General features: G+C 56.9%; 26 protein-coding genes and 1 pseudogene. 12 read left to right on the forward strand and 15 right to left on the reverse strand.

Annotated elements, in window-relative coordinates:
* Window positions 1-143: 143 nt before the first annotated feature.
* The 3 genes from ASD32_RS20065 to ASD32_RS20075 all read right to left on the reverse strand — a co-directional run bounded on the left by ASD32_RS20065 (window position 144) and on the right by ASD32_RS20075 (window position 1,589).
* Window positions 144-797, reverse strand: coding sequence for a recombinase family protein (locus ASD32_RS20065; protein WP_060639829.1), 654 nt, complete (start codon window positions 795-797; stop codon window positions 144-146).
* An 83-nt stretch (window positions 798-880) separates the two neighbouring features.
* Window positions 881-1,096: a hypothetical protein gene (locus ASD32_RS30080; protein WP_162252684.1), complete on the reverse strand. Its 216-nt coding sequence runs from the start codon at window positions 1,094-1,096 to the stop codon at window positions 881-883.
* 253 nt (window positions 1,097-1,349) lie between these two features.
* Complete coding sequence (locus ASD32_RS20075) at window positions 1,350-1,589, reverse strand: hypothetical protein (protein WP_060639831.1); 240 nt, start codon at window positions 1,587-1,589, stop codon at window positions 1,350-1,352.
* A 105-nt stretch (window positions 1,590-1,694) separates the two neighbouring features.
* Here ASD32_RS20075 and ASD32_RS29710 point away from each other — a divergent pair, with 105 nt between their 5' ends.
* The 3 genes from ASD32_RS29710 to ASD32_RS20090 all read left to right on the forward strand — a co-directional run bounded on the left by ASD32_RS29710 (window position 1,695) and on the right by ASD32_RS20090 (window position 2,655).
* Window positions 1,695-2,000, forward strand: coding sequence for a hypothetical protein (locus ASD32_RS29710; RefSeq protein ID WP_156383259.1), 306 nt, complete (start codon window positions 1,695-1,697; stop codon window positions 1,998-2,000).
* Between the two features lie 91 nt (window positions 2,001-2,091).
* On the forward strand, window positions 2,092-2,367 hold the full coding sequence (locus tag ASD32_RS20085; RefSeq protein ID WP_060639833.1) for a hypothetical protein: 276 nt from the start codon (window positions 2,092-2,094) through the stop codon (window positions 2,365-2,367).
* Window positions 2,368-2,457: 90 nt separating this feature from the next.
* Window positions 2,458-2,655: a hypothetical protein gene (locus ASD32_RS20090; protein WP_060639834.1), complete on the forward strand. Its 198-nt coding sequence runs from the start codon at window positions 2,458-2,460 to the stop codon at window positions 2,653-2,655.
* A 2-nt stretch (window positions 2,656-2,657) separates the two neighbouring features.
* On the opposite strand, the gene ASD32_RS20095 is transcribed toward ASD32_RS20090, so the two are convergent.
* The 3 genes from ASD32_RS20095 to ASD32_RS20110 form a co-directional block, all read right to left on the reverse strand.
* Entirely contained in the window at window positions 2,658-2,957 is a 300-nt protein-coding gene (locus ASD32_RS20095) for a hypothetical protein (protein ID WP_156383260.1), read from the reverse strand.
* 101 nt (window positions 2,958-3,058) lie between these two features.
* Window positions 3,059-3,292, reverse strand: coding sequence for a hypothetical protein (locus ASD32_RS20100; RefSeq protein ID WP_060639836.1), 234 nt, complete (start codon window positions 3,290-3,292; stop codon window positions 3,059-3,061).
* Between the two features lie 498 nt (window positions 3,293-3,790).
* A complete protein-coding gene (locus tag ASD32_RS20110; RefSeq protein ID WP_162252685.1) occupies window positions 3,791-4,096 on the reverse strand; it encodes a hypothetical protein in 306 nt (101 codons plus the stop codon).
* A 498-nt stretch (window positions 4,097-4,594) separates the two neighbouring features.
* Between ASD32_RS20110 and ASD32_RS20115 the strand changes: the two genes are divergently transcribed.
* Window positions 4,595-4,870, forward strand: coding sequence for a hypothetical protein (locus tag ASD32_RS20115; RefSeq protein WP_060639839.1), 276 nt, complete (start codon window positions 4,595-4,597; stop codon window positions 4,868-4,870).
* A gap of 528 nt (window positions 4,871-5,398) precedes the next feature.
* Here ASD32_RS20115 and ASD32_RS20125 read toward each other — a convergent pair.
* Together ASD32_RS20125 and ASD32_RS20130 are read right to left on the reverse strand one after the other, a co-directional pair.
* Window positions 5,399-6,757 (reverse strand): tyrosine-type recombinase/integrase, encoded by a 1,359-nt coding sequence (locus ASD32_RS20125; RefSeq protein WP_060639841.1) that lies wholly within the window; start codon window positions 6,755-6,757, stop codon window positions 5,399-5,401.
* A 370-nt stretch (window positions 6,758-7,127) separates the two neighbouring features.
* A complete protein-coding gene (locus tag ASD32_RS20130) occupies window positions 7,128-7,388 on the reverse strand; it encodes a DUF1344 domain-containing protein (protein WP_060639842.1) in 261 nt (86 codons plus the stop codon).
* A 314-nt stretch (window positions 7,389-7,702) separates the two neighbouring features.
* Here ASD32_RS20130 and ASD32_RS20135 point away from each other — a divergent pair, with 314 nt between their 5' ends.
* Window positions 7,703-8,701: an NAD(P)H-quinone oxidoreductase gene (locus ASD32_RS20135; protein ID WP_060639843.1), complete on the forward strand. Its 999-nt coding sequence runs from the start codon at window positions 7,703-7,705 to the stop codon at window positions 8,699-8,701.
* Between the two features lie 328 nt (window positions 8,702-9,029).
* On the opposite strand, the gene ASD32_RS20140 is transcribed toward ASD32_RS20135, so the two are convergent.
* The 3 genes from ASD32_RS20140 to ASD32_RS20150 form a co-directional block, all read right to left on the reverse strand.
* Window positions 9,030-9,341 (reverse strand): type II toxin-antitoxin system RelE/ParE family toxin, encoded by a 312-nt coding sequence (locus ASD32_RS20140; protein ID WP_082546842.1) that lies wholly within the window; start codon window positions 9,339-9,341, stop codon window positions 9,030-9,032.
* Between the two features lie 8 nt (window positions 9,342-9,349).
* On the reverse strand, window positions 9,350-9,628 hold the full coding sequence (locus ASD32_RS20145; RefSeq protein ID WP_060639845.1) for a ribbon-helix-helix protein, CopG family: 279 nt from the start codon (window positions 9,626-9,628) through the stop codon (window positions 9,350-9,352).
* 75 nt (window positions 9,629-9,703) lie between these two features.
* Entirely contained in the window at window positions 9,704-10,441 is a 738-nt protein-coding gene (locus ASD32_RS20150; protein ID WP_060639846.1) for a DUF3750 domain-containing protein, read from the reverse strand.
* Between the two features lie 75 nt (window positions 10,442-10,516).
* Here ASD32_RS20150 and ASD32_RS20155 point away from each other — a divergent pair, with 75 nt between their 5' ends.
* The 3 genes and pseudogenes from ASD32_RS20155 to ASD32_RS20165 all read left to right on the forward strand — a co-directional run bounded on the left by ASD32_RS20155 (window position 10,517) and on the right by ASD32_RS20165 (window position 12,662).
* Window positions 10,517-11,524: an asparaginase gene (locus ASD32_RS20155; protein ID WP_060639847.1), complete on the forward strand. Its 1,008-nt coding sequence runs from the start codon at window positions 10,517-10,519 to the stop codon at window positions 11,522-11,524.
* A 48-nt stretch (window positions 11,525-11,572) separates the two neighbouring features.
* Window positions 11,573-11,889: pseudogene (locus tag ASD32_RS20160) on the forward strand (HigA family addiction module antitoxin).
* Between the two features lie 155 nt (window positions 11,890-12,044).
* Window positions 12,045-12,662, forward strand: a complete 618-nt coding sequence (locus ASD32_RS20165) for a glutathione S-transferase family protein (RefSeq protein WP_060639904.1) — start codon at window positions 12,045-12,047, stop codon at window positions 12,660-12,662.
* Between the two features lie 47 nt (window positions 12,663-12,709).
* On the opposite strand, the gene ASD32_RS20170 is transcribed toward ASD32_RS20165, so the two are convergent.
* The gene (locus tag ASD32_RS20170) at window positions 12,710-12,907 is read right to left on the reverse strand and encodes a hypothetical protein (RefSeq protein WP_060639905.1); all 198 of its coding nucleotides are present in this window, start codon (window positions 12,905-12,907) and stop codon (window positions 12,710-12,712) included.
* A gap of 92 nt (window positions 12,908-12,999) precedes the next feature.
* Between ASD32_RS20170 and ASD32_RS20175 the strand changes: the two genes are divergently transcribed.
* On the forward strand, window positions 13,000-13,902 hold the full coding sequence (locus tag ASD32_RS20175; RefSeq protein WP_060639849.1) for a LysR substrate-binding domain-containing protein: 903 nt from the start codon (window positions 13,000-13,002) through the stop codon (window positions 13,900-13,902).
* 21 nt (window positions 13,903-13,923) lie between these two features.
* Here ASD32_RS20175 and ASD32_RS20180 read toward each other — a convergent pair whose 3' ends face one another.
* Window positions 13,924-14,589 (reverse strand): glutathione S-transferase family protein, encoded by a 666-nt coding sequence (locus ASD32_RS20180; protein ID WP_060639850.1) that lies wholly within the window; start codon window positions 14,587-14,589, stop codon window positions 13,924-13,926.
* Between the two features lie 106 nt (window positions 14,590-14,695).
* Window positions 14,696-16,069, reverse strand: coding sequence for a TIGR03808 family TAT-translocated repetitive protein (locus ASD32_RS20185; RefSeq protein WP_060639851.1), 1,374 nt, complete (start codon window positions 16,067-16,069; stop codon window positions 14,696-14,698).
* A 339-nt stretch (window positions 16,070-16,408) separates the two neighbouring features.
* On the opposite strand from ASD32_RS20185, the gene ASD32_RS20190 reads away from it, so the two are divergent.
* Together ASD32_RS20190 and ASD32_RS20195 are read left to right on the forward strand one after the other, a co-directional pair.
* Entirely contained in the window at window positions 16,409-18,601 is a 2,193-nt protein-coding gene (locus ASD32_RS20190; RefSeq protein WP_082546845.1) for an EAL domain-containing protein, read from the forward strand.
* A 217-nt stretch (window positions 18,602-18,818) separates the two neighbouring features.
* The gene (locus tag ASD32_RS20195) at window positions 18,819-19,607 is read left to right on the forward strand and encodes a L,D-transpeptidase family protein (protein WP_060639852.1); all 789 of its coding nucleotides are present in this window, start codon (window positions 18,819-18,821) and stop codon (window positions 19,605-19,607) included.
* An 89-nt stretch (window positions 19,608-19,696) separates the two neighbouring features.
* Here the strand turns inward: ASD32_RS20195 and ASD32_RS20200 are convergent, their stop codons facing one another.
* Window positions 19,697-20,164, reverse strand: coding sequence for a MarR family transcriptional regulator (locus ASD32_RS20200; protein WP_156383263.1), 468 nt, complete (start codon window positions 20,162-20,164; stop codon window positions 19,697-19,699).
* A 151-nt stretch (window positions 20,165-20,315) separates the two neighbouring features.
* On the opposite strand from ASD32_RS20200, the gene ASD32_RS20205 reads away from it, so the two are divergent.
* Window positions 20,316-20,738 carry an organic hydroperoxide resistance protein gene (locus ASD32_RS20205; RefSeq protein ID WP_060639854.1) on the forward strand — a complete coding sequence of 141 codons (423 nt, stop codon included), beginning with the start codon at window positions 20,316-20,318 and terminating at the stop codon, window positions 20,736-20,738.
* Window positions 20,739-20,900: the final 162 nt, after the last annotated feature.

The raw sequence follows: 20,900 nt of genomic DNA on the forward strand, positions 1-20,900 counted from the left end.
TGGCAGAAGCTCGAAGTTCAGCGCACGATTCATAATATGGACGACCATATTCATATTTCGCGAAAGTCCAGCCGGGGTGGTGGGGTGCAAATTTCCAGCACACAACCTTAAATCGTGGTGAAATCGACTGGCTTGGCTGCTGATCAACTCCTATCAATAATCCGCTTGACTGATGTTGATGTCCACTCGCCACCGCGTGGTGTCTGCTGACCAGCTGTGTTCAAGGCATCTGCTATTGCCTGCAATGTCTCGCCAGCATCCCGAAGCCTAGCGATGATGGGTAAGACTGATGATGCGAAGCGATCCGCCTTAGCTTTTGCTGCCTTGTTGCGTTCATTGGTCTTGTCTCTCAATCCACCAAGCTTCACGCCACGCGCCTTCGCTGCCTGAAGCGCTGCCTTGGTTCGGATGCTGATGAAATCGCGTTCCTGCTCTGCCAGTGCGGCATAGATGTGGAGCGAGAATTTATCGGCATGCGGCATGGAAGCCACGCGAAGCTTTACCTTTGGATCATCCATTACGATTGCGATGAAGGAAACCTTACGGGAAAGACGATCAAGTTTAGAAACCAGCAGTTCAGCGCCGGTCTTTCGGGCTAGAGCGAGTGCCTTGGTCAGTTCAGGGCGATCATCGTCGGCACCCGATTGGACTTCCGTGAATTCGGCGATGACTTCGAAGGGAACATCGGAGAAGTTGTCGAGGTAGATGGCAATGTCGCGCTTCTGTGCTTCGAGACCAAGCCCTGATTTACCCTGATCCGCCGTGCTCACGCGAGTGTACGTGATGTATTGCTTCATTGAATGGGTCACTCTCTGTTGACGAAAGTATATCAATCACAACAGCCTATGTCAAATAACTACAGTCGTTGTGAATGATATATTTAGCCAAAGCGACCTTCAGCCACCAGGTGAAAGTAGTGAGGGACCATCCTATTATTGTTGGATTGTTCAGCAATGAACAGTCTTGTGGGGAGTTTTGGCGATGCCAGCAGCCGGGGCGAGAAACGTGGTGACGCACAGAAACTATTTCCGTCGATAACAGTTTCGTGCTCGTAACGCGCCAGTGCTGACAACCCCTTTAGGTGATCATCGGTCATGCCATCTATCAACGAAGCCATCATCGAACTCTTGCAGAGGATCGGAGCAACGACTGCCGAGCCGGTAAGCTGTTTCGATATCGGTGTGCCCCTTGTTGCGAGAGGCTTCACCGAAATGGAAGTTTTGAACGGGCTGCTTAGGCTACAGGGTGAAGGACTATTCGATTTCGTTGGCGGCAATAGGCTGCGGTTAGTGAAAGCTTTACCCGACCCTCGGCAGCCTGCCACAACAGTGCGAACACCGACACATTAGTCATATTCGCTTGTCGTCCATGAGCTGAACGTCGCCCAATGCCCATTCATTATCTTTCGAGCTTGGACGCGTCTCTGTGCCATCCCATCCGAGGTTATGGCAATATGCTTCACCAGCTGCGATGCCTACCGCACGATTTGCATATGGACCGGGCAAGTTCTCAAATCTGTTCCGGAATTCGACAAAGACGCCCTTTGTCACAACGTCGAACATGATGAGCATGCCCGCTTCATAAGCCATTTCGCAAATACTCCGCTACGTGGATCAGACGATGACAGGTCCAACGCGAATAAGAAGACTGTGTTCCGAAGTTTTTCTCTTATCCACAATTAGCGGTAGAGAGCGTTGGACGGCGATCCTTACCATGATCCGCCTGATCAGCACCCGATCCGCCCAACATTCGCCCATTTGATGCATCTTTATTCGTCGCCAGTAAGTGCAAACTGGAAGTCTCAATTGATCAAAAAACGTCCATCTCCGGCGCAGCTTCGACTGTGGCTGGCAAGAATAAATGCCAATGGTGCCAAGGGCGTCTCTATCGAAGAGACCGCAAACACCTTCAACGAGATGATGAAATGTTGGGAAGCCGTTGAGGGCATTGGCGGAAGCGACAACGATCCCACTGAGGGAATCAAGCCAACCAAAAGCTGATTTCGACACCCTAACCATTTTAGATAGGTTGTTCTTCAATTCTGTCCGATATACATCCCACGTCCAGAAGTTTCGGAATTGATCCTTAGTCATGGAATTCACTCTTTTCGCGTTTGAAATACCTCCGGTTCGTTCCGGCACTTTGATATTTGCAGACAACTTGAAAGAGTGTGAGAGTGCTGCTTTAGAGCTTCGCCGAGAACTGAAGCAACTGGACGCAGATGACGTCCCTGCTATTGGTATATTTAAGTGCTGGATGCGCGTGCCCGATGTTGACACAATCAAGCATGTTTTGAACGGTGATGTCGAATTATTGCAGTCATGTTTGATGGAGCGTAAGCTAATAGCGGTCGTTTCGGATAGCTAATCTTGAAACGTTCTTCCGCCGTTCGTCTTACGTTTCTTTATATTTCTATTTTTTAATATACGCCTTATTTCAGAATGTGGAACTTTAACAATGAAAGAGCCATCGGAGGCGCAAAAGCGACTTTGGCGTGCCCGCGTGAAGTCGGAGCTTATCAAAGGAACGTCGCCGGAAGTGACGACCGAGATCATTGAGACCATGATTGATGCGTGGCGGGCGGTTGAGGACCATGCTGTTGAACGCCCTGATAAGGCGTTATCGAGGCGAAAGAAGAAGCAGCCTTTACAATAGCCTTACGAAGCGTCCTTGCCGAGCTTCTGGCGTGCGGTGAGCAAAGCCGATCCGCTTTCCAGCAGAACGATATCGCCATTCCACTTTGCATCTCGTGCCGCCTGTAGGTCAGGCAAGAGTGAATCCGCTTCGCGAAATAGGGCGAGGGCGGTCTCTGCATGCTGAATAGCCATGATTGCCGCCACCTTGGCTTCATCGTTTCCGAGCATTTCAGCGTCTTGAACAGTTTCAGTTGCATGGATTCTGTGAATTCTCGCTAACATAACAGCGTCAACGACCTGTATCGAGAATTTGTCCTGCATTGAAATATGGCCCTCTTGCTGTGGAGGGAACATAATTCACAATTGCTAATATTTCAGTGTGCTGGAGAAATGCATGTGGGATTGCGCAACAGACCCCTACATTAACTGTGAAGGATGTCCCTGAAAACCAGCTTGAAAATTACGACATGGTCACCTTCGCAGACTTCGAAGATCGGATTGCCAATTGGCGCACCAAGCGTAATCTGCTCTGCCAGCATTTCACGTGCCGCTACAATGGCTTCAGTTCTGGCGCTGTCCACATCTTCTAATTCAACCCCGACCGTGTCTTCTTCGAACGTTTCGCCGTCACGTAGATGAAAAAAGTAGATCGCCATGGCGTGCCGCTCTGTCCAGAGTTGAGACAGTTAACGGGATCAAGTGTTTGTTGTTCCGAGTTATTTCTTGAAGGGGAGGATGATCGCAGATTGGGTTTCTCGCTGCGGTTCCATACGATCGAAAATCTCTTCGTACTCGTTGATCGCCTCTTGAGCGGACGATAGCCGCCTCTCGTAACTATTGAACCGCCGTACTGACTGCGATTGGGCACCATTCAAAGCTGCCCTCAAGGCGTCCAATTCCTGTCTGGCGTCGATCATCTTTTGCAGATCACGCGCGTTTGCTCGGTAACCAACCGCCAAGCCTATCGCGAAAACTATCATAGTAAGGCTGATTATCGCGAATGTGAGCATGCGAACCTATCTCATTCAAAGCATTGCCCGCACCATAGCCCAATCGAGATATCTGCACCACGCCAAACCAAACGAGTGCGGTAATCGGCGAACGACATGGCTACATCGCCGTAAATGGCGGACGTCAATTGGCGCGCTATGCTATCAGGGGGCCGGTTTATCCAGTTTATACCGAGCAGCCAGCAACGCCGATCTGCTGATGATCAGGGTGAAATCAGCTTCGAGTTTTGCTTTCACGGCGGCATCTAAGTCGGGCAGAAGCGGCAAGACCCCAAGATAGCCAATTAAAGCCCTTTCGGAACCTTCAAACGCTTCGTCTGCTTTCAGGAGTGCTTCTTTGTGAGATTTTGCTTGGGCTTCATCAATTAGTTGCAAGGCACTGGTACGGTGCAGCCCTGCGAGGATCATTGCTTCATCTATTTGATCGACGAGATTTTCCTCAATTGCCATCATCAACTCCGAGTGTGTTCGCGAAGAAAATGTGACGAAGAACGCGGTCCAAACCATCTTGTTCCAAGATTTTTTGCTGTGTCCGCTATCGGACAATTTGGAGAACCAAAAACTCGAAATTGGCACCACAATCGCGCGTATAGCTCGCCGATGTGTATCAATATGGTACAGATTTAATCACGAAATTATGAGTAATATTTAGCTTTGAAATATTAGTAATTAGTGATTTAATAGTCCTGTTAGCCGTTTCATTGATATATAGCATCGATATTTAGTAGTGTTATTCTGCAACTTTCACGGATATTACATAAGACCGTTTACGACGGTTAACAATGCTCTTCTGGAACTATCGCGCTTGCAATCAGCGCGGTAGTTCCAAAATTCAACAATAGATGGTGATACATCTGTGGGAAGGCAACCTAAAAAGGAAAATATACCTTTACAGACTCATGTATTCGGGTTGATATGAGGAATTAAATCCTTAATCTGGAGAATCCCATGAAGCATGCTCGCGGCATCGATCTTCGTGCGCCGTTCTCGCCATCGGAGTTTGGCGAGCATGACGGCAAGCAATTTCAAACCTTGAAAGGCTTGCGTGAATGGGAAGTGCTTGGGGCGAGATGCGGGAAGTGTGGGCGCGTGGCTTGGCTGGATAAGACAGCAGTGTTGCGGCAATGTGGGGATCGGTATTTGCGAAACCTTCGCGGCATGCTGAAATGCCGGTGTGGCAACCGGGAAGGCAATCGCGTATTGATCGGAACGTTGCCGCGCTAAAGCACGACATCACCAGCCAGCCGGTTCCGTCCGCTCAAAGGATCAGCTGAAACGCGACCGATCCGGCAATGGCGACAATGACCGCAAGGACGATGCAACCGAAGATCATTCCCAAATTTCCGCCGATCTACCATATGCTGTCCGCAGCATTGTCAGAAGCCCATTTCCTTGCCGAGTACGTAGACGAGATAATTAGTATGACCAATTGCCAGATGGCGATGTCGATTATCACGCTGCATTCCTCCCTTGTATAAAGTCGTCTCCGATAAGTGAATAGATGTCTTCTTCAATAAGTTTCAGATTCCGTTTCCACGTGGATGCAAGTTCATATTCCTTGTCGTCCATCATATCTTTGATCATCATTCGCATTGTTCTGAAAAATTCGTCTCGTTTATTCGAATTCTCGATAAGAATTTCGTAAGTGTATGTGAGTTCGTTGGTGTGCAATTTTCATATCCATTATTGGATATGACTTATTCATAACGTAGAGAGTGTATTTCGCCTTTAAGTCATATTAGTTGATGTTGATTATATCGATGTGTCTTGGTCGTATTTTGGTATCACGTCATCTAATGCTTCTTTCATCTGTTGTAGAGTTACCAAGCCGCCGTAATATCCAGTCATGCCTTTAGTTGCATGACCGAGAATTGCATCTTGTACTTGGTCTTTGTGTATGCTTGTTCTCAAGAGCGTTGCCATGCGATGGCGATATGCTTTGAGGGATTTTGTGGGAACGACAGTTTTGATCAACTTCCGGGTTTTATCGTTCAATCGCTGAACGCCCTTGTCTCCGTGAAACCGAGCGGAAAACCCCAATCTAAATTCCTTCATGACAGCCAAAGAGTCGCCTACCAAAGGGATATCACGCGCTCTTTGCCCGCTCTTTAGTTCCGTGCGATACGGTCCTAATCTGATTTTGATGTGGGAAATTCCAGCGTCGTCAATAACGATATCCTCCGGTGCCATTAGTGCGAGTTCCGAGACGTAGCAACCGGTATTCTGCGCAATCAATAGCATTGCTTTTACTTCGGCACCGGCATTGGATATTTTGATTTTGTCACGAATTGCACGGACTTCGTCTTCCGTGAATTCTTCACCCTTGCCCGCATCAGTGGCTTTGATCCGCTTTATATCGCGGAATGGGTTCTTCAGGTCGCCCGGATGTTCGTCCAGCACCGCATCAAGAATGGAGCGAAGGTGTTCGATGTGATCGCTTGCACGTTCGCTTTTGAACCTGCCGCGATTCACTTCGCCAACGAGACCGGAGCGGAAATCCTTCGCGTTTGCGATAGTCAATTTCAAAACATCGGCATCGCCGCTGATGAGTTCGGCATAAATCTCAACAGATAGCTCAAACTTGCGCCAGAATTTCTTCGCCTTGTCTTCGCTCTTTCTCATGACCTTATCGACGCAAATCACCTTAAATCGCTCAAATGCCTGCATCCATGACAGACCGGGTACATCAACAGCGCCAGCCATGGCGGCACGCTGGATACGGCTTGGGTTGGCTATGCGATTGCGAGCGTCAAGAACCGGTGAAGCGAGAGCAATCATCTCGCGAATGGAGTCCTTCCGGTATTCCGGGGCAGTGCGATATGGAAAGCCGAGATAGCTGGCTGCATCGACCGCATTTTCATATGTCGGCGGCAACGGATTGTCGTTCTCGCCAGCCGGGTACCAATTCATATGATTCTTCATATGTGGTCCGACCTTCATAAGAGCTTCACGCCGGTCGCGGGTCTTTAAGCTAATCCAAATCTGTTTGATCTGTTTGCCGGATTTCGTTTTGCCCACTTTCTTCCAGCTTGCTTTTGGCACCGTGTACATGAAGTACCACCAGCCGCCTTTACGTTCTTGAAGATATGTGCGGTATTCTGCATTAGCCATAAGTAATATCGCCGCCTATAAGACGGTCTCTGCCAAACTCTGATTTAAGGTGAATGGCAGGCTTCTATGGCAACGCTGGCAAGGTGTCAACTGTACATGAGCATGTTTCGAGCCGGTTAAGCGACTCGAAAGCTATGATCTATTACGAGGTTGGTTTAGAATTTGGAATTAAATCAAATTCATGGTTCGTAATACTTGTATGACTACGCAAAACATTAACAAAAAGATGCATGAAGGTTAACGAAAACGGGCTGAATGATTGAAATCGTTGAGGAATTTACTATTCTTCAAAACCCATCATGGGTTCCAGCCCGCTTCTGCATGATCCCGATCGCAGCGAACCGCGGCGGGTACGCTCATGCTGGCGGTATCAGTACATGACCGGCGTGATCGACGTGGCCTGATGCTTCTTGCCCATCGCCTGATAGGCGATCGTGACTTTCTCGCCGACCTTCAGGCCCGGATTCTTGAATGCCGCCGGCAGCATGTATTTGGTGCCGTTCTTCAAGGTTACCGTCATCGCCTTCATGTCATAGGCGCGGATGGTTCCCGTCGTGGTGCTGGCCGCAAAGGCGGCGGATGACAGGGTGATGGCGGAAAGGATCGTCAATGAGGTCAGAAGAGCACGCATGGGTGTCGTCCTTGGTTGGTCCCCGCATCGGGGCCGGTCGTCTTGAAACCGACCGAAGCCCGTCGCGTCGCAGCCTGAAGCTGCCGGCGGCTCCCGGTTCGATTGTGACGCTAGGCCCGGTTTCACATCATTTCAAATTAAAGAAACTTAATCTTTCCAAGGCTGAAGACGGCGCAATTTCGCCATGATGCGGCGCTGGGCCTGCCGCTTAAGACTTCCGAATCGAGCCGCCCCGGCTGGTGGCGGCAACAACAGCTTTGCCGTTTTCGTCCGGCGCGCTAGATAACCGGTTAACATCCACCAAGGAGAACACCGTGACCCTGCCGAGCGAAATGACCTATGTCGATCTTCCGTCCCCCGGCGGCCCGGAAAAGATGGTTTTGGCACGCGGGCCGCTGCCGGAGATGAAGCCCGGCGATATCCTGATCCGGGTCGAGGCTTCCGGCGTCAACCGTCCCGATGTGCTCCAGCGGCTCGGCAATTATCCGCCGCCGCCGGGCGCGAGCCCTGTTCTCGGCCTGGAAGTGGCCGGCGAAGTGGTGGCCATGGGCGAGGGGGCCGAAGGCTTCATCGTCGGCGACAAGGTCTGTGGCCTTGCCAATGGCGGCGGCTATGCCGAATTCTGCGCGCTTCCGGCAACGCAGGCCATGCCTTGGCCGAAAGGGTATGACGCGGCGCGCGCGGCGGCACTTCCCGAAACCTTCTTCACCGTCTGGGCCAATGTCTTCCAGATGGCCGATCTGGTCGAAGGCGAAAAGATCCTCATCCATGGCGGCTCCAGCGGCATCGGCACCACCGCCATCCAGCTTGCCCGCGCCTTCGGCGCCGAGGTCTTCGTGACGGCCGGCAGCAAGGACAAGTGTGACGCCTGCGTGTCGCTCGGCGCCAAGCGGGCGATCAACTACCGCGAGGAGGATTTCAAGTCGGTCATCCTCGAGGAAACCGGCGGCAACGGCGTGGATGTCGTTCTCGACATGGTCGGCGCTCCCTATTTCGACCGCAACATCGCCTCGCTCGCCAAGGACGGCCGCCTGTCGATCATCGCCTTTCTCGGCGGCGCCACCGTCGAAAAAGCCAACATCGCAGCCGTCCTTGCCAAGCGCCTGCACATCATGGGCTCCGCCATGCGGCCGCGCACGGCGGTCGAGAAAGAGGCGATCCGCGACGATCTGGAAGACAATGTCTGGCCGTTGCTGGAAGATGGCGACGTGGCGCCGGTGATGCACGCGATCGTGCCGTTCTCTGAAGTGGCCGAAGCGCACCGCCTGATGGAAGCCGGCGATCATATCGGCAAGATCGTCATGACATTCTAGAGTCTGGACTTCTTCGTCTTGCTATCGCTCTCGTGCAATTGCCCCCCCCCTTGCAATCGCCCCCTTGCAATCGCAAAGAATCGGATTACCTTTACCTCATCTTCAACGAAACGAAAGGAAGGTGATCCAGTGTCTAATGAGATTTTAAACCTCGTAACGGGCATGGGAGTTGTGATGGTAGGAACGAGGCAGCCCTCGATCTGAACCACCCTTCCGGCGGGTCGTGTCTTTGAGAAGATACGGTCCGGGCCTCTTACCTGGCCAAAACTCATGGAGGGCCGCTTTTTAAGCGGCCCTTTTTGTTTGTCTGGAGAGTGGCTTTCAGCGTTTAATTCTGATTGCCGGGCTCAGGCAGGTCTGCGGGATCCAATGGACACCGTTTCGAACTGTAGATCCGCAAAATAAAAACCGTATCGTCGATGACGGTGTAGGGAATGATAAATCCGTAGCGGGGTTCAACAAGCTCGCGGATATCCTCCCTCATGGTTTTGCGCCCGATGGCTTGATGCTTGGCAAGCGGCCGGATGGTTTTGGAAATGTGGCTTACGACCGATCGGAAACCGGAGGGATTTTTGAGGCGGAGCCATTCTTTGAGATCATCGAGATCAGACATGGCCTGAGGCGTAAACCGTATCCGCATCGGCAGGTTTAAAGTTTTGAGGGCTTGGGTCTGGCCTTCTTCGCGCCGCTATCCCAACTTTCCAGCCAGTCCAGCACTTCCGGGCCATCGAATGAGTGGCCAGCTTTGGCATCAGCGATGGCGCTATCCATCTCGTTAAACCAGCGAAGCTGATTGTTGACATAGGTGCCGATGGCATCGTTGACGATCAAGGAGCGCGAGCGTCCGGTCTTTTCGGCCAGTGACGCGATTTGTGCTTCCAGGCTTTCTGGAAGTTCGACCAACGGTCTTTTGAGCGGCTGCGTCATCCTTGTCTCCACGCGAATTCCAAGTCTCATCCTACCATAATTTTTTCCGTCTGCACCGGAAAGCGCGACGAGGCTCTAAACCCCAAACCGCCCCAGCGCCGGAATTTTCACCGCCGGACGCATGACGTCGATACCCGCCACCAGCCCCATGAAATGCACCTCCAGACCGCTGCGCACGCCCGCCGAAATGCCGAGCAGGCCATAGAGCGTCGCGTGCATATCCAGCCCATCGGCATCGACCGAAAACAGCTTGCCCTCCGGCAGATAGTCGCGGCCGACCGCGTCCGGCGGCAGGACGGCGCCAAGCTCTGGCACCGAGCGCAGCACATGGGCGACGAATGTATTCGAGTTCGGCCCCGGCCAAATCCGGTAGGCGCCCGGCGTCGCATAGGGATAAGACTGAATGGCCTGTTCGACCTTGGCTATCAAACTGATGGCGGCCTCGCCCTTGACGCTAGCAACCAGGTTCGGCGTGTTTGAATACCAGCGTGCATCGGCGAGATAGCCATTGCGGCGGATCGGCGAACCCCAGCCCACCTTGTCATAGCGGTTATAGACCGTATCGCCATGTCCCTTGGTGACGATCCAGGAATGGCTGGCGACTGCCCCTTTCATGCCGCCTGTCGTGGCGGAAAAGATATAGATGGCCGCGTCCTGGTCGTCTGCCGGCCTGGGCAGGATCCGGGCCGAGGTCCAGTCCGCCTCCCGCCAGTTTGCCGGTCTTTCCTTGACATACCACCAGCCGGCCGAAGCCAGCGCCGGTACGAGATAGACGAACAGGATGGCAAGAAGCAGCCAGCGAAAAAATTTCATGGGTCCGTCCGGGTTTTGCGTTGTCTTGTCTTCGTCTAAAGACAAGGGAGAAGTTGGATTTTTGAGGGCACAACCATGTCGAACCCGGTTCTTGTTGAAGTCACGCGCGGTAATCTCGTCGAAAGCCGCCATCGCGGCATGGTGATCGTTGTCGATGGCGATGGGAAGACGGTGTTTTCGCTCGGCGAGACCGATGTCGGCGTCTTTCCGCGTTCGGCCTGCAAGGCCATGCAGGCGCTGCCCTTGATGGAGACGGGAGCCGCCGATGCCTATGGCTTCGACAAGCGGGCTTTGGCGCTGTCCTGTTCCTCGCATAATGGCGAGCCGGAACATGTGGCGCTGGCGGCCGAAATGCTGGCGGCAGCCGGCCGGGATGTCTCGACGCTCGAATGCGGCGCCCATTGGTCGTTCCAACAGGATACGATCATCAACCAGGCGCGCATGCTCGATCATCCGACGGCGCTGCATAACAATTGTTCGGGCAAACATGCCGGTTTCATCTGCGCCTGCTGCCATAGCGGCGAGGAACCGGAAGGCTATGTCACCTATGATCACCCGCTGCAGCGCGACATCCGTGGCGTCATGGAAAGCCTGACGGGTGCCGTGCTCGCCCATGACAATTGCGGCACCGACGGTTGCTCGATCCCGACCTATGCCGTGCCGTTGAAGGGCCTTGCCCATGGCTTTGCGAAAATGGCAACCGGCAACGGCCTGGAGCCGCTGCGCGCCAAGGCCTCGAAGCGCCTCATCGAAGCCTGCATGGCCGAACCCTTCTATGTCGCCGGCAGCCGGCGTGCCTGCACCCGGCTGATGCAGACCGCACCGGGCCGCATTTTCGCCAAGACCGGCGCCGAGGGCGTCTTCTGCGCCGCCATCCCGGAACAGGGCATTGCCATCGCACTGAAATGCGAGGACGGCACCACTCGCGCCGCCGAAGCCATGATCGCCGCCACGCTCGCCCGCTTCTTCACCGATGAGCCGGAATTGCACGATAACCTGATGGCGCAGGCCAATAACGCGATGAAAAACTGGAACGGCATCCATGTCGGCGATGTCAGGGTGACCAGCGCTTTTGCGGCTTGAGCGCAGGCTTGAAAGCCTTTTTTAGATGGCAGGAAGGTGAGGCACGGTATGTCGAAATTGCAGTCTATCATTGACGGGGATTTGCTGCCCCATCCGCGTCCGGGTGAAATCCTCCTCACGACTTTCTGGTGCCGATGGCGTTGAGCCAGAATGGTCTCGCGCGCGCCATCCGGGTGCCGCCGCGCCGGATCAATGAAATCGTGCTCGGAAAGCGGATCGTGACGGCTGATACCGATCTGCGGCTCGCCCGCTATTTCGGCCTGTCCGAAGGATTTTTCCTGCGGCTGCAGACGGACCACGATATCATGCAGACACGCCGGACGCTGGGCGCAGAGCTTGATCGCATCACGCCGAGGGCCGCCTAAGCCTCGATCATGCGTGAGCCTTGGCCCACCGAGTTGCGACCGCAGCGGCACCCGGCCGGAACGGCGAGATCGCAGGCTGGAAAACGGCCGGCGCCATCGTTATGGTCAGCGCGGGATCACGCGGTGCGCCGGTCAACAATCGATGGGAAGCCTGGATGTTAAAACTCTATTTTTCACCGGGAAGCTGCTCGCAGGCATCCCATATCGCCCTTGAGGAAGCCGGTGCGGTCTATGAGGCTGAACGGATCGATTTTGCCGGCCAGCAGCAGCGGTCGGAAGAGTTTCTGCGGCTCAATCCGAAGGGCCGCGTTCCAGCGCTTGTCACCGAGCGCGGCATCCTCACCGAATCGCCCGCCATCCTCACCTATATCGGCCAGCGCTTTGCCGGCACCCCGGTCAGTCTGCCGCAGGACCCGTTCGAGTTTGCGCGCATCCAGTCGTTCAACGCCTATCTCTGCTCGACGGTGCATGTCGCGCATGCACACAAGCGCCGCGGCAGCCGCTGGGCCGATGATCCCGCCGTCATCGAGGCCATGACCTTGAAGGTCGCCAGCAATATGAGCGATTGTTTCGAGCTGATCGAAACCACCATGTTCACTGGTCCCTGGGTCATGGGAGAGACATACTCGATCGCCGATCCCTACCTGTTGACCTTCACCGGCTGGCTGGAAGGCGACGGCGTCGATCCCAGGCGCTTTCCCAAAGTCTATGCGCACAGCCAGCGCATGGCGGAACGCCCCGCCGTGCAAAAGGTCCTGTCCACCGCCGGTTGATGCGGCAAGATCCCGACGTGCCGGCCGCCGTCAGTGGCGGATAGGGTTCAAGCCCGGCACGCCTCGCAGGGGCGGTTTGCCGGCACCCGCACAATCCTCCCCGGAAAGGGCAGGTCGCCCAGTTCGCGTGTGTCCATCCGGGCGATATCGGGGTGGCGCAGGAGGTCGCGGCTCCAGTTTGCCTGAGTGTCTTCGTCGGCGGGGGCGGCAAGGAGCTGGTCGAGCATCGAGAAAATCTTCAACATGGGATCACCATCCTTCTTCGATATCCGCATCATCCTCCTTCACATCAGCAATTTCAATTGAGATTGCCGCGTGTCCGGTATAGAAAAACTATATGAAAGAGCTGAACGGTATTCACCTCAATGGGTTGCGCGCGGTCGAGGCGGCTGGCCGCCTTGGTTCGCTGCAGGCGGCGGCCAGTGAGCTGGGCGTCACCATCGGTGCCGTCAGTCAGCAGATCATCAAGACCGAAAAGCAGCTTGGCCGCGTCCTGTTCGAGCGCGCTCCGCGCGGCCTGGTGGCCACGCCCTTTGCCCAAAGGTTTCTGCCGCGCCTGACCGGCGGTTTCGAAACGCTGGATCAGGCTGTCGGCTCGGCGAGGCGGCGGGACGAGACCATCCTGACGATTTCGGTGGCGCCGGTTTTTGCCGCACGCTGGCTGGTGCACAGGCTGGATCGGTTTACCGAAAAACACCCGGATATCCGCCTGCGCATCGATGCGACCACGGCGCTGGTCAATCTGGAAAGCACCGGCGTGGATATCGGCATCCGTGTCGGCGCCGGTGATTGGCCGGGCGTGAAAGCCGAGCTTCTGCTTGCGCAGGAAGCTTTTCCGGTCTGCTCGCCGGCGATTGCCGCGCAGTTGAAGGAGCCTCGGGATATCCTCAATATCCCGGCCATCATCGATGGCCATTCCACGCTCAGCTGGGAGATGTGGCTGCGCCAGGTCGGCCTGTCGGGAGAAAAGATGGTGACGCGCCACGTTTTCAACGATGCCTCGCTCTGTCTCGATGCGGCGATTGCCGGGCAGGGCGTGATGCTCGCCTGGCAGACGCTGGCGGCCTATTCGCTGATCGAGAAGCGGCTGGTCAGGCCGTTTCCCGTGCGCGCAAAGACGGGCTTGGCGCATTATTTCGTCACGCCGCCATCGCGCCGGGAAACCAAGACGGTCACGGCCTTCAAGCAATGGGTGCGCGACGAAATTGCCGAAAGCATGCGGCGTCTCGATTTTGAGTAGACGCCAGATTTCAGCGGGTCGTCAGGCGGCCTCAACCTCCTTGCGCCGCCCGGCCATCATGGCTTCGAAGGCCGGGCGTGCATGGCAGCGTCCAAGCCAGGCCTTGACGGCAGGATGCCGGTCAAACAGATCGGTTTCGCTCATTGCGTAGCGCAGCACTTCGGCCAGGTTGAGATCAGCGACGGTGAAGCGTCCGCCGACGACGTAATCCTGGGTCTGCAGGTGCTGCTCCAGCCGCGCCAGCGGACGCTCCAGCCCCTTGACGCAGGTCTCGATCAGCGCCTTTCCGTCCGGCGTATTGTCCTGCCCGTTATCATAGGTCAGCACGATCTTCACGGTATGTGGCTCGACCTCGGTCGCCGCCCACAGCGTCCAGGCGATGATCTCGCCCTCTTCGCGCACGTTTGCGCCGGCGAGCGGGCCGCCATGCTTGCGGGCGAGATAGAGATTGTTGGCGAGCGATTCCGCCAGCACCAGCCCGTCATCCTCGATCGCCGGGATCAGTCCCATCGGGTTGACTGCAAGGAAGGAGGGCGATTTCGTGTTGACCGGAGCGCTGGCCGAAAGCGGATCGGCAAGGCGCCGCGCCTGGATGACCGGCACGGACTGGAAGGGAAGGCCGAGTTCCTCCGCCATCCAGTAGTTGCGCGAGGCGCGCGAGCAGTACACTCCATAGATCGTCAGCATGTCCGTTTCCCTTTGGCTGCGTTTCACCGCACGCTATGGCATGCGCACCGGCGCTTGAAGCGCATGGCGTTGATGCCAGCCATGAAATCTTTTGATGTGACGGCGATCAGGCCAGCCGGTTGCCGGACAGCGTGAGATGCGCGAAGGCTTCGCTGCCCCCTTTCAAAAGATCGCCGGTCGCCTTGTCGTTCCAGCGGTAGCCGAGGATCGCGCCGTCCCGCACGTCCTGAAACAGGTTGTTGGCAATCAGCGCCGTACCGGCCCCTTCCACGACAGTGACGGCACAGCCGCCACCGGCGCCGCGCACCAGATTTCCGCTCGCCGCAACCGCGCGCATAAAAGGTCCCCAGCCGAGCATCAGGCCCCATCTCGGCGCGTTCTCGATGACATTGCCGGATATGACCGTGTCGGCTTCCGCAGCAATGCCGAAGCCGAAACCGGCGCCATCATGCACATAGGGACCGGTCAGGTGCAGGTTGCGGACGATATTGCCGCTGACGGTGGCCAGCCGTCCGCCCTCGTCGAAATTGACGATCAGGATGCCATTGGCCGCGCCATCGATCAGGTTGCCGGAAACCACGGCGCCCTGAAAACCGAATTCGGAATAGATCGCCGTTTCGCCAGAGCGCAGGCACTGATTATCCGAGATCTGCACATTGGTGGCGGCGTTGGCGCGGATGGCGGAAAAAGCGCAGTCGGAAACATGATTGTCTGACACCAACACATTCCAGGCACGGAAAATATTGATGCCATTGCCGTTTTCGCCGGTGCCGCCGTCATCCGCTGAGATTTTGAACACCCGGTTGCCGCTCACCATCGTGCCATCCTCGCCGGCCTCCCAGCGATGCACGAGAATGCCGCCATTGCCGCAATCCGACACGGTGTTGGCGGTGATCGAAAGCCGCGCGCTATCGACGGCATAGAGGCCGGCAAAGGCCGCCTTTGAAATGCGGTTGCCGGTGATGCGGCCGCCGCAGCGCTCTGCATGGATGCCATGTTTCGACGCGCCGGTGACCGTGCAGTTCTCGATAGCGAGATCGGCAATATCGCTCAGATGCAAAAGCCCGCCCGTTTCAGGGGCGAGCGCCTCTGCTTTGCCATCGAAAACGAGATCGGACAAGGTGAGCCTGCCAAGCGCCTGTCCGGTCAGAAACGGGCCGCCGCCGGTGTGGATCAGCCGGGTGCGGCCGGGGACGCCGCTGACAAACAGCGTGTCGGGCAGGGTGATGCCAGACACGCGGTAATCGCCGGCCGGCAGAAACACCGGCATGCCCTGTTCCGCCGCCTCCCTGAACAGACGGTTGATGGCGTCGCTCTGCTCGCCTTGGCGATCGGGGGCGACGCCATAGCCGGAAATATCGATCGTGCCGCGCAGGCCATCCTGCCGCGGCTTCATCGATGCGGCACTCGAAACGCGGCTCACGCCTGCGCAAAAGCCCATGGCGGTGATCGAAGACAGGAGCAGGCGGCGGTTCAGCATGACAAATCCTTTGGGTTGACGAAGCATGGATCGTGCCAGGCTGCGATGTGCCAAAGCGGCACACAAAGAGAAAAAATTAATACAATCTTGGATTGATTTTATGTTGGCGGACATCGGAATGCGTTTATTTCGCCCTTCTATCTTTAGGGAAGAATAACTTATGCCTGCTAAAAATTGACGCGGGGAACAGAGAGACGGACTGCCTGTCCGTCTTTGGAGGCGCGTTTGACGAAGAATTTCAGCCGCTATCGAAGGGATAGCGGAGCCAGGATTGTCAGCAACGACGACACGCAGCGATTGATTGCGGCAAGCCAGCGGCTTGCGGCCGAAGTCTCGCGCATGTTCGCCCCCGAACCCGCCATCGCCGATCGCCATTACTGGCTGGAGACGATGATGAATCATATTCCCGATTACATCTATGCCAAGGATCTCGACGGCCGCTTTCTCATCGCCAATCAGGCGACGGTGACCGAAAACGGCTTCCGTGAGGCGCATGAGATCGTCGGCAAGTCCGACTACGATATCCATACGCTGGAAAACGCCCGCCATTTCGAGCAGGCAGAGCGCAGGGTGATCGAAACCGGCGAGCCGATGTTCGGCATCGAGGAGCTGAATGCGGTTAGCAAGGACGAGCGCTGGCTGATGACATCGAAAGTGCCGCTGCGCGACCAGCAGGGTGTCACCATCGGCGTTGTCGGCATCTCGCGTGATATTACCGATCGCAAGCGGGCGGAGCGGCTTCTGCTCGGCCAGGCCCGTCTTCTGGAACTGATCGCCACAAGCACGCCTCTGTCGGAGTTCTTCAATGAACTGATCCTGATGATCGAGGCGCATCTGCCCGGCATTATCGGCTCGATCCTGCTTCTGTCGCCCGACGGGCGGCATCTTCTGACGGGTGCGGCCCCTGGGCTCGACGGCAGCTATTGCAACGCCATCCACGGCATCGCCATCGGGCCGAAGGTTGGCTCCTGCGGCACTGCGGCCTTTCGCGGCGAGCCGGTCTTCGTCAGCGATATCCAGTCGGATCCGTTGTGGGAAGACTATGCCGGTCTGGTGCGGCCGCTCGGATACCGGTCCTGCTGGTCGATGCCGATCCTTGCCTATCAGGGCCAGGTGCTCGGCACCTTCGCGCTTTACTCGCATCAGCCGGGGCTGCCCTCGCCGGAGAAGGTCGATCTCATTTCCATGGCGGCGCATCTGGCAGGCATCGCCATCGAGCGGCGCCAGTCGGAAGAGCGCATCCAGTTCATGGCGCATCACGACGCGCTGACGGGACTGCCAAACCGGGCCATGTTCGACGAGCGCGTCGCCATTGCCCTGGAAAAGGCGCGTGTGTCCGGCCAGTGGGTGGCGCTGGCCTTCCTCGATCTCGATAATTTCAAGCTGATCAACGATACGCTCGGTCATCATGCCGGCGACGAATTGCTGCGCGTGGTGGCCGGCCGGATGCTCGCCTGCGTGCGCAAATCGGACATGATCGTGCGGGTCGGCGGCGACGAGTTCATCATTCTCATCAACAGCCTGCCGCCCGAAAGCGGCGTCATGCTGGCGCGGCTGGAAGCGATCCGCGCGGCGATCGGCGCGCCGGTGGTGCTGGCCGGCCGCAGCCTGCAGGTCAGCTGCTCGATGGGCGTCGTCTGTTATCCCGAACATGGCGACAGCGCCACCGAACTGCTCGCCAATGCCGATTCCGCCATGTACCGCGCCAAGGAGGCCGGCCGCAACAATCTGCAGGTGTTCGATGCCGAGATGGCCGCCGCCGCGCACGAGCAATTGCGCCGTCACGAGGAGCTGCGCGATGCCGTGATCGGCAGCGAATTCGTGCTGCATTATCAGCCGCAGATGAACCTGAAGTCCGGCCGGATTTTCGCAGCCGAATCGCTGCTGCGCTGGCAGCATCCCGAGCGCGGGTTGATTTCGCCCGGCGATTTCATTCCGCTTGCCGAAGAAACCGGCCTGATCGTGCCGATCGGGGATTGGGTGCTAAACGAAGCCTGCCGCCAGAACAAGGCCTGGCAGGATGCCGGCCTGGCGCCGATCGTTGTCAGCGTCAATGTGTCGGCCCGCCAGTTCAAGGAGCGCAACTGGGTGTCGAAGGTGGCCGAAGCGCTGGAGGACAGCGGGCTTGAGGCCTGTTATCTCGAGCTGGAGCTGACCGAAAGCCTGATCATGCAGGATGTCGCCTCCGCAGTCGCCACCATGTACGAGCTGGAAGCGCTTGGCGTCCATCTTGCCATCGACGATTTCGGCACCGGCTATTCCAGCCTGAGTGCTCTCAAGCGCTTTCCGGTGCGCCGTTTGAAGATCGACCGCTCCTTCGTCCAGGATATTCCAGGCGATGCCGACGACCGGGCGATTACCGGCGCGATCATCTCGCTGGCGCAGAAGCTGCAGATGCAGGTCATTGCCGAAGGCGTGGAAACGCAGGAGCAGGTGGATTTCCTGGCGGCCAGCGGCTGCGACGACATCCAGGGCTATTTCTTCAGCCGGCCGGTGGCCCCTGCAGTCTTCGTTTCCCTGCTGTCGAAATAGGCTGACAAGCCTGTCAGTAGCGGGGTTTTTGTGTCGTTTTTGCATCGCATCTGCGCCCTCGCGCAGTCGTGATGGTTTGCGGAGCCCACAAGCCCCGATCCAGCCGCAATTGCCATACTTGTGGCAAGAGATCGGTATTGTCTGCCGGGATAGAATACCTGTGCGGAACTTTCGCCGCGCTTTCGCCTTTATGCGTCAAACGGAAATACAGAGTTCAATGACCCCTTCAAAAGCACTCTCCCGCCGGCAGTTTCTCAACATGTCCGGACTTGCGGTCGCGTCCGCTGGCCTTGCCGGCTGTACGTCCTCGATGAACACCGACCGCTTCCGCGCCGAAACCGCGCCTTACTTTCGCAACCCGGCGCTCGAAGGCCGTTTTGCCGATCCGCGCTATGGGGCCGAGCTCGAAGGCCCAGTGGGCGATGGCATGACACCGTCGGGCCTGCCGCCACAATCGGCCTATTATGCCGAAATGTACGGCCCGAAATTCGAGGGCGGCTTCAACATCCCAGCCGTACCCTACCAGCAGATCGACGCCCGCTTCTATCGCCAGGAGGTGGACAACACGTTTGGCGAAAGGCCGGGTACCATCATCGTCGATACCGGCGAGCGGTTCCTCTATCTCATCCTTTCCAACGGCTCCGCGATGCGCTACGGCGTCGGCATCGGCCGCGAGGGCTTTGCCTGGTCGGGCAGGGGCGTCCTGCAGTGGAAGCAGAAATGGCCGCGCTGGAAGCCGCCGAACGAGATGGTGGCCCGCCAGCCGCATCTGGAAAAATACTCGATTGCCAATGGCGGCATGGCGCCCGGCCTCGACAATCCGCTCGGCGCACGCGCCATGTATATCTTCCAGAACGGCGAAGACACGCTCTACCGCCTGCACGGCTCACCGGAATGGCAATCGATCGGCAAGGCCGTCTCGTCGGGCTGCGTCCGTCTGATCAACCAGGACGTCATCGACCTCTACGACCGCGTGCGCGACAAGGCACCGATTTTGGTGATCTGAGCGGGGTCTGAACTTTTGAAATGAAGAGGCCCGCCGCCTTAAGGCGGGCTTTCCTGCGCGCCCGTCACGAGATGGGCCAACCGGGCATGCTAGTCCCCGGACGCCTGATTATCCCCAAGATGCGTGTTGAGATCATGCAGCGCCGAGCGCAGGGCGGCGGCTTCCGCCATGCTGCACCCCGTCGCCTTGCCGATCTCCGTCAGAATGCCGAAAGCATCGCCCTTCAGCGCTTCGCCCTTGTTCGTCAGCGTGACGATCACCTGGCGCTCGTCGCCCTTGTCGCGGATGCGGCTGACGAAGCCTGCGGTTTCCAGCCGCTTGAGCAGCGGCGACAGCGTGCCGGAATCCAGCCCAAGCTCTTCGCCAATTCCCTTCACCGTCATCCTGTCCTTCTGCCACAGCGCCAAGAGCACCAGATATTGCGGATAGGTCAGGCCGAATTTTTCCAAGAGCGGCTTGTAGGTACGGTTGAAGGCATGGGCGACCGAATAGACGGCGAAACAGAGCTGCTGGCCAAGCGCCAGCGCATCGCCTTCTTTCAGATCGTCCTTACGCATGTCTTGATCCTTGGTCATACTGCGTATTCTCGCAGTTTTAGCAGGATTTTGCAATTTGCAAAATTATATTGCGTCCAATTAAATTTTGCGCTATTAGAACTGCAGGCACTCTACCGCCCCGCAATCAACCGCTGAACCAAGGAGACAGACAATGCCAATTCTTTACACGACCAAGGCATCCGCAACCGGTGGCCGCGCCGGCCATGCCGTCAGTGAAAACGGTGTTCTCGATGTGACGCTGACCGTTCCGAAGGAACTCGGCGGCGATGGCGCGACCGGCACCAATCCCGAACAGCTGTTTGCAGCCGGCTATTCCGCCTGCTTCCTTGGCGCGCTGAAATTTGTTGCCGGCAAGGAAAAGGTGAAGATCCCGGAAGACGCAACGGTGACCGCCACCGTCGGCATCGGCCCGCGCGACGATGGCACCGGCTTCTACATCACCCCATCCATCTCCGTCAGCCTGCCGGGCGTTGACCGCGAAGTCGGCGAAAAACTCGTCGCCGCCGCCCACATCGTCTGCCCCTACAGCCATGCCCTGCGCACATCGACGGAAGTCGAAGCCAAGCTCGCCTGATCTGAGGCAGGTCCGGATAAAAGAAACGGCGGCTCCATGGGGCCGCCGTTTTGCTGCCGGGAAGGTGGTTTTGTCGGTTTTTGCAGGTTGATCGGGAAGCATGCGATTGCCCGCTCTTGGCCGGGTCCCTGGATCCTCGCCTCAAGGGCGAGGATGACGGAG

The sequence above is a fragment of the Rhizobium sp. Root483D2 genome (assembly GCF_001426685.1).
Classification (GTDB): domain Bacteria; phylum Pseudomonadota; class Alphaproteobacteria; order Rhizobiales; family Rhizobiaceae; genus Pararhizobium; species Pararhizobium qamdonense.

What these genes read in the sequence shown, in the direction of transcription:
- ASD32_RS20065 (WP_060639829.1), bottom strand. Translation starts at nt 797, where the DNA reads ATGAAGCAATACATCACGTACACTCGCGTGAGCACGGCGGATCAGGGT.
- ASD32_RS30080 (WP_162252684.1), bottom strand. Translation starts at nt 1,096, where the DNA reads ATGACCGATGATCACCTAAAGGGGTTGTCAGCACTGGCGCGTTACGAG.
- ASD32_RS20075 (WP_060639831.1), bottom strand. Translation starts at nt 1,589, where the DNA reads ATGGCTTATGAAGCGGGCATGCTCATCATGTTCGACGTTGTGACAAAG.
- ASD32_RS20085 (WP_060639833.1), top strand. Translation starts at nt 2,092, where the DNA reads ATGGAATTCACTCTTTTCGCGTTTGAAATACCTCCGGTTCGTTCCGGC.
- ASD32_RS20090 (WP_060639834.1), top strand. Translation starts at nt 2,458, where the DNA reads ATGAAAGAGCCATCGGAGGCGCAAAAGCGACTTTGGCGTGCCCGCGTG.
- ASD32_RS20095 (WP_156383260.1), bottom strand. Translation starts at nt 2,957, where the DNA reads ATGCAGGACAAATTCTCGATACAGGTCGTTGACGCTGTTATGTTAGCG.
- ASD32_RS20100 (WP_060639836.1), bottom strand. Translation starts at nt 3,292, where the DNA reads ATGGCGATCTACTTTTTTCATCTACGTGACGGCGAAACGTTCGAAGAA.
- ASD32_RS20110 (WP_162252685.1), bottom strand. Translation starts at nt 4,096, where the DNA reads ATGGCAATTGAGGAAAATCTCGTCGATCAAATAGATGAAGCAATGATC.
- ASD32_RS20115 (WP_060639839.1), top strand. Translation starts at nt 4,595, where the DNA reads ATGAAGCATGCTCGCGGCATCGATCTTCGTGCGCCGTTCTCGCCATCG.
- ASD32_RS20125 (WP_060639841.1), bottom strand. Translation starts at nt 6,757, where the DNA reads ATGGCTAATGCAGAATACCGCACATATCTTCAAGAACGTAAAGGCGGC.
- ASD32_RS20130 (WP_060639842.1), bottom strand. Translation starts at nt 7,388, where the DNA reads ATGCGTGCTCTTCTGACCTCATTGACGATCCTTTCCGCCATCACCCTG.
- ASD32_RS20140 (WP_082546842.1), bottom strand. Translation starts at nt 9,341, where the DNA reads ATGCGGATACGGTTTACGCCTCAGGCCATGTCTGATCTCGATGATCTC.
- ASD32_RS20145 (WP_060639845.1), bottom strand. Translation starts at nt 9,628, where the DNA reads ATGACGCAGCCGCTCAAAAGACCGTTGGTCGAACTTCCAGAAAGCCTG.
- ASD32_RS20150 (WP_060639846.1), bottom strand. Translation starts at nt 10,441, where the DNA reads ATGAAATTTTTTCGCTGGCTGCTTCTTGCCATCCTGTTCGTCTATCTC.
- ASD32_RS20155 (WP_060639847.1), top strand. Translation starts at nt 10,517, where the DNA reads ATGTCGAACCCGGTTCTTGTTGAAGTCACGCGCGGTAATCTCGTCGAA.
- ASD32_RS20165 (WP_060639904.1), top strand. Translation starts at nt 12,045, where the DNA reads ATGTTAAAACTCTATTTTTCACCGGGAAGCTGCTCGCAGGCATCCCAT.
- ASD32_RS20170 (WP_060639905.1), bottom strand. Translation starts at nt 12,907, where the DNA reads ATGTTGAAGATTTTCTCGATGCTCGACCAGCTCCTTGCCGCCCCCGCC.
- ASD32_RS20175 (WP_060639849.1), top strand. Translation starts at nt 13,000, where the DNA reads ATGAAAGAGCTGAACGGTATTCACCTCAATGGGTTGCGCGCGGTCGAG.
- ASD32_RS20180 (WP_060639850.1), bottom strand. Translation starts at nt 14,589, where the DNA reads ATGCTGACGATCTATGGAGTGTACTGCTCGCGCGCCTCGCGCAACTAC.
- ASD32_RS20185 (WP_060639851.1), bottom strand. Translation starts at nt 16,069, where the DNA reads ATGCTGAACCGCCGCCTGCTCCTGTCTTCGATCACCGCCATGGGCTTT.
- ASD32_RS20190 (WP_082546845.1), top strand. Translation starts at nt 16,409, where the DNA reads ATGTTCGCCCCCGAACCCGCCATCGCCGATCGCCATTACTGGCTGGAG.
- ASD32_RS20195 (WP_060639852.1), top strand. Translation starts at nt 18,819, where the DNA reads ATGACCCCTTCAAAAGCACTCTCCCGCCGGCAGTTTCTCAACATGTCC.
- ASD32_RS20200 (WP_156383263.1), bottom strand. Translation starts at nt 20,164, where the DNA reads ATGCGTAAGGACGATCTGAAAGAAGGCGATGCGCTGGCGCTTGGCCAG.
- ASD32_RS20205 (WP_060639854.1), top strand. Translation starts at nt 20,316, where the DNA reads ATGCCAATTCTTTACACGACCAAGGCATCCGCAACCGGTGGCCGCGCC.